8 protein-coding genes are annotated in these 4,952 nt (G+C 58.0%); 5 read left to right on the forward strand and 3 right to left on the reverse strand.

Annotated features, from left to right (window positions below; genetic code table 11):
* The first annotated feature begins 550 nt into the window (after nucleotides 1–550).
* Nucleotides 551–1,099 carry a hypothetical protein gene (locus LN415_09360; protein ID MCJ2557291.1) on the forward strand — a complete coding sequence of 183 codons (549 nt, stop codon included), beginning with the start codon at nucleotides 551–553 and terminating at the stop codon, nucleotides 1,097–1,099.
* A 77-nt stretch (nucleotides 1,100–1,176) separates the two neighbouring features.
* Complete coding sequence (locus tag LN415_09365) at nucleotides 1,177–1,677, forward strand: hypothetical protein (GenBank protein MCJ2557292.1); 501 nt, start codon at nucleotides 1,177–1,179, stop codon at nucleotides 1,675–1,677.
* 133 nt (nucleotides 1,678–1,810) lie between these two features.
* Here LN415_09365 and LN415_09370 read toward each other — a convergent pair whose 3' ends face one another.
* Nucleotides 1,811–2,611, reverse strand: coding sequence for a class I SAM-dependent methyltransferase (locus tag LN415_09370; GenBank protein MCJ2557293.1), 801 nt, complete (start codon nucleotides 2,609–2,611; stop codon nucleotides 1,811–1,813).
* 103 nt (nucleotides 2,612–2,714) lie between these two features.
* Here LN415_09370 and LN415_09375 point away from each other — a divergent pair, with 103 nt between their 5' ends.
* From LN415_09375 to LN415_09385, 3 genes are read left to right on the forward strand one after another with little or no spacing between them, the layout of a single operon-like run.
* The gene (locus tag LN415_09375) at nucleotides 2,715–3,704 is read left to right on the forward strand and encodes a hypothetical protein (GenBank protein ID MCJ2557294.1); all 990 of its coding nucleotides are present in this window, start codon (nucleotides 2,715–2,717) and stop codon (nucleotides 3,702–3,704) included.
* Between the two features lie 22 nt (nucleotides 3,705–3,726).
* Nucleotides 3,727–3,894 (forward strand): hypothetical protein, encoded by a 168-nt coding sequence (locus LN415_09380; GenBank protein MCJ2557295.1) that lies wholly within the window; start codon nucleotides 3,727–3,729, stop codon nucleotides 3,892–3,894.
* On the forward strand, nucleotides 3,884–4,150 hold the full coding sequence (locus tag LN415_09385) for a PF20097 family protein (GenBank protein MCJ2557296.1): 267 nt from the start codon (nucleotides 3,884–3,886) through the stop codon (nucleotides 4,148–4,150). The genes LN415_09380 and LN415_09385 overlap by 11 nt, the downstream gene beginning before the upstream one ends.
* Here the strand turns inward: LN415_09385 and LN415_09390 are convergent.
* The gene (locus tag LN415_09390; GenBank protein MCJ2557297.1) at nucleotides 4,140–4,667 is read right to left on the reverse strand and encodes a hypothetical protein; all 528 of its coding nucleotides are present in this window, start codon (nucleotides 4,665–4,667) and stop codon (nucleotides 4,140–4,142) included. The two genes, LN415_09385 and LN415_09390, sit on opposite strands and share 11 nt — an antisense overlap.
* A gap of 87 nt (nucleotides 4,668–4,754) precedes the next feature.
* Nucleotides 4,755–4,952: EamA family transporter (locus LN415_09395; protein MCJ2557298.1), on the reverse strand; the 198-nt coding region annotated here is incomplete at its 5' end.

The following is a 4,952-nucleotide window of genomic DNA, read 5'->3' on the forward strand; positions in this document are numbered from 1 at the left end:
GGGCGGAGTGGCTACAGGGGCCACTGGAGCCGGCATTGGGGCAGCCGACGGCGCTCCACTAACAGGCTCACTAACATGTCCTTGTGGTTCACTCATATCATAACATCCTCCTCAACTGAGGTAAACTGACATCACTCTATCCCGTAAAAAGGTTCTGTCATAGAGAGGGTGGGAGAACTTCGGGGTGGAAGCTTGTCCGAGGCCTCTAGTGATCGCTCAACTCATGGGCCATGTGTCGGATGGCACATCGCTGGGATGCCTTCATCCACCATTCACAATCTGAACCCATACAGTCCTGGGCTATGTGTTCCTTGCCAGTGTTCCAGGCTGATATGGGACACTTCGTTCTCTTCTCAGCCTCGTCCTCAGTCATTCTCCTTCCTCTCCTTGTCCCCCTTCTGCCAAGCTGTCTCCAGCCACGCTGCAAAGTGGGCTGGATCAGAGAGTCTCAGTCCCAGCCTCAGAGAGAGAATGAATCTACATGTATGAAATGGTTGTGGCGAAAGGGTTAAGACTTACTCAGATGTTGCTTATGTCAAGAGGGAAACACTTGTCTGGACCAGAGCATTCGCCCCCGCCACCGCCCCCTGAGAGCTCTAGGGCGATACTGAGCCGAAAAGTAGTATCCACCATCATCGCCCTGATAGTTGTCGCTCTCGTTCTCTATGCCGTCTTTGTCCCTCGATTCATAGAGCAGAAGAGGGATGCTCGCTATGACATCGTGTCCGAATACTTCTGGGTGTGGGATAGCTGGGACTGTCTCTCCTACGGCCAGCATATGGTGTGTCAGAAGCGCGGATGGGTGCGACACATTGACTTGCGAGTCACAATCAGGGCAGTTGAGAAAGATGCATTCTACGGCATATCCTATCAACTGACCGGAGGTTACAACTCAAGCGTTGTCATGAGCTACAGTCCAACTGGAGGCTACATACACGCAGGGGAAGTCCGCAGTATCAAATGCGAATTCGATGACATCAGGATACCGGAAGATGGCTATCAGAGTGGCGGGTATGATTTCGAGTATAGCATCTCTCCACCCAAGGTCGTGGAAAAGGAGAGGCAAACAATCTTCGAGTGGCTAACAGAAGGACTGTGAGGATCGCTGAGAGTGAGAAGAGATTGTGGTAAAAGGGTTAGGACTCCAGGTCAGATAATGAAGCTTGGGGTGGGGATATGGCAAAGAGACGCATGACTGAGGACGATGTATCAAAGTCAGCTGAAAGGCATATCAGAAGAGAATTCCACACAGAAGGTACAGCCATTCTGCATCCAGAGGCTACACAGAAGAACATGAAGAGACCTGATATGATTGTGGTGATCGACTATCAAACGGAAAGGAGACAATGGGTTGTTCACTCAGTTGAATCGAAAGTGGACAGAAGGTATCTGGTGGTCAGGGACAAGCGGTGTGTTTGCAGTGGGGTAAAACAAGCTCGGGAATACAAAGGGAACTTCAGGTGGCTTGCCATCTCTCAAGAGACTGCCGATGACCTACCGGATGACGAATGGAGAAAGCTGAAGCGAGACTGCAGAAACACGGTACACGATGTAGGACTGATTGTCTGTCTCAGAACCAAAGCTGAGGTGTGGATCAAGCCCGGCTACCACCCAGGGGATTTCATCCACGACTACAAGGAAGCGGACGAATACGTCAGAGGACTTCTGGACGGTTGATTCTTGGGCATTATGCTGACTCCCCTGGCTAAGTCTCTTCCATCGCGATTCCATCTTCGTTCTCAGGCTCAGATTCCTGCTCACAAACGTTGGTTCTGCTAATACTGTCAAAGATATGCATAGAGAAAGGGTCTCACGGCCTCATTGGGTGGGTGGGATCGGTCTTCTTCAGATAGTAGAACATGCGGTCTCCAAGGGGGCTCTTGGCGACAAGCGAAGAGCTGGTTGCGATCTCCTCCAGCTTCTTCACCTTTTCACCGCGGAACGGAGACCCGTGGATCCCGTGCCTCTTCTGTACGATGCGGAAACCGAGGTCCTTGACCAGCCTCTCGAAGGTCGAATGCCCGAAGAAGAAGACGTGCGGCGGGTAGTGATAGGACCACCATGCGGGGCCTCGGAGCCTGGCAAGCGCGCTCTCGGAATCCGGGGTCGAGACGACGAGCAACCCGTCCCGGGCGAGCATCGTGCCGACCTTCTTCAGCGCCTCGGCGGGGCGGTAGAGATGTTCGATGACCTCGTACATAGTTATGAGGTCGAACTCGAGCGGGAACTCCGCCTCCGCGATGCTGCTCACCTGCACGTCGATCCCCTTCGCCCTCGCCAGCTCGGCCCGCTGCGGGTTGATCTCCACGCCGTGCCTCTGCCAATCGTCGCCGAGCATCGTGAGGAAGGCCCCGTCCCCGCATCCGACGTCCAGGGCGTTGCCGCCGTTCGGCGCGAGCTCCCTGATCGTCTCCACCTCGAGCTGCCACTGAGGGTGCCTCTCGAAGCCCCGGCGCTTGGCCTTCTGGTACTCCAGTTCGGCAGCCTCGAGCTCATCGATCTCGGGCGGGTCCGCAACCTGGACGACGCCGCAGGATCCACACCTGACGATCTCGCGGTCCTTGGCGGGGAAGAGTCTGGAAGTCTGCCCGCCGCAAATCTGGCACTCCATCTGAACGAAGGGAAGTGCTGGGAATAGAAAAGACTTGTGGGGCGCTGTCAACCCAGGCTGCCGACAACAAGTATAAATCGGAGGAGGGAAAACACCCCCACGAATGGAGGACAAGCGCCGCGCCCTCATAGCCCTCGTTCTTCTCTCTCCTCTGACAGCGGAGCTCCTGTCCGGCTCGTCCCCGCCGCTGGAGTTCTTCTTCCCGCCAGGGTTCCTCCTGCTCGTGGGGCTCTACGGCAGCGGTGTCCTCCTCGTGAGGGAGCTCGCTCTGAGGTGGGACAAGGGCTGGCCCTCCGTCCTGCTGCTCGGGGCGGCCTACGGGATACTCGAGGAAGGGCTGATCGTCAGGAGCTTCTTCGACCCCGGTTGGATGGACCTGGGCATCCTCGGGGAGTACGGCAGGTGGGCCGGCGTCAATTGGGTGTGGAGCGTCTGGCTGACAATCTTCCACGGCCTGGTGAGCATCGCTGTCCCGATCATCCTGGTCAACCTCATGTATCCCTCCCAGAAGGGCGCGAGGCTGACGACGGACCCTCAGCTCCTGCTTCCCGTCCTCGCGCTAATCGTCATCACGGCGATCTCGCCTTTCCTCTTCGAGTACACGCCAGAAGCCCATCTGTATTCCCTCGCGGTCCTGTTCATGGTGCTCTTCGGCCTTGCGGCGTACGCGTTCCCGGGGGACTGGCCCAGGATGAAGAGCGATGCCCCCATTCTCCCGCCATCCTACTTCTCAGCGATCGGGTTCCTGTACATGCTCTTCAGCCTCGTGATCGTCTACGCCCTGCCGGGGCAGGGTCTGCAGCCCTACGCCGTCATCACCCTGCTCTGTCTCCTCAGCTGCGGTGCGCTCTGGGTCCTGATCAACTCCGCCGGGAGGGGATACAACGAGATGGCGCTGCTCGCGCTCGTCGCGGGCCTGCTGGCGCCGTTCATCATTGTCTCCTTCGTGCACGAGGCGAACGGGATCATCGGCATGAGCCTTGTCGGGATATCCTACGCCGTCTACCTCTTCCTGCTGATGGTCAGGGTCGGGAGGGGAGCTCCCGAGGCCAAGGCGAGGAAGGTCCCGATAGGCACCGGGAAGAACCTTTAGACGCGTGGTCAATCACGATGCGATGATCACCATCGAGAGGCGTCTCGCGGCGAGGCACCCGGACCTCAGGGTCGTGGCCCTCACGGTCACCGGCGTCACGGTGGAGAGGACTTCGGCGGACATGGAGGAGCTGAGGGATGCGCCGGTGCGCCAAGTGAGGTCGAAGATATTCTCATCGAATGACTTATAAACCCGTAGGATTCTTCGCAATCGGGATTCACGTGGCCGAACAATCACCTCTGACAGGGAAATGCCCTCACTGCGGCGGCGAGATGGAGTCAGGGTTCCTCGGGAGCGAGAGCTTCGTGAGCGGGATGAAGTGGTTCAAGGAGAAGACCATACTCGACGTTGGCGGGGAGAAGATCAAGGAGCCAGGGATGAGCGGGATGGTCTACCTTGACGGGTTCATCTGCAGGAAGTGCAACACGATCGTCGTCACCTACTAGCCCGGCCGCGGGTCTCGTCACCACCGTCCTTTTCGTCATCGTCCTGGGTCTCATAGTCGCAGGCTTCCGTGAACTGGAGACCTGCCGTTCTCTCTCGGATGTGCTTCGAACTCCGAGGGACCATGACCTCCTCGCCATCGACCAGGACCACGTCGAAGAGGTTGTCCCGGATTATCGGCATCATCCGCGTGGACCGCTCCGGCTCGATGAGCACGCGGACCTCCGGCGTCCTTACCCGCACCCCGAACAGGCCCACGCCCTCCTTGCGGAAGTAGAACCGGTTCCGATAGGCGTTTATCGCGTTCCCGAGAGGCATCCCCACCGCCGAGAAATCCGCCCCGAGCTGGTATGCCACGGCCTGCCTTATCGCCTCCCGCCAGTTCTCCAGCTTCATCTCGACGGCAATGATCCTGCCGTTCCCGACCGCCACCATGTCGACCCACCTGTTGACCATCCTCACCTCCGCGAACGTCCGATAACCGTGCTCGGCGAAGAATGTCTCGAGACTACCCCTCAAGTGTATCTCCTTCAGTCCGGACACGTTCGAGAGACACGCGACTGGTCTTATGAATGAGAGGCAGGGGGATTCGTGAAAGTGTGGGAGCTAGTCGCCCCGACCGAACACGACGAGGAAGATCCCCGCCAGAACGAGAGGCCCGCCAAAGATCACGAAAACGGAAGGGACCTCTGAGAGGAGGAAGTAGGCCAGTACGGATGACAGTATGGGCTCCGCAAGTATGCTTGCCGAGACCAACAGGGCCGCGACGTAGCGCAGCGCCCAGTTGTACAGCGTGTGCCCGAA

Source organism: Candidatus Thermoplasmatota archaeon (assembly GCA_022848865.1).
GTDB lineage: Archaea > Thermoplasmatota > Thermoplasmata > RBG-16-68-12 > JAGMCJ01 > JAGMCJ01.

Bases quoted from the DNA above. Each gene is read 5' to 3' on its own strand.
- LN415_09370 (MCJ2557293.1), bottom strand. From the start codon at position 2,611: ATGGAGTGCCAGATTTGCGGCGGGCAGACTTCCAGACTCTTCCCCGCC.
- LN415_09365 (MCJ2557292.1), top strand. From the start codon at position 1,177: ATGGCAAAGAGACGCATGACTGAGGACGATGTATCAAAGTCAGCTGAA.
- LN415_09380 (MCJ2557295.1), top strand. From the start codon at position 3,727: ATGATCACCATCGAGAGGCGTCTCGCGGCGAGGCACCCGGACCTCAGG.
- LN415_09385 (MCJ2557296.1), top strand. From the start codon at position 3,884: ATGACTTATAAACCCGTAGGATTCTTCGCAATCGGGATTCACGTGGCC.
- LN415_09375 (MCJ2557294.1), top strand. From the start codon at position 2,715: ATGGAGGACAAGCGCCGCGCCCTCATAGCCCTCGTTCTTCTCTCTCCT.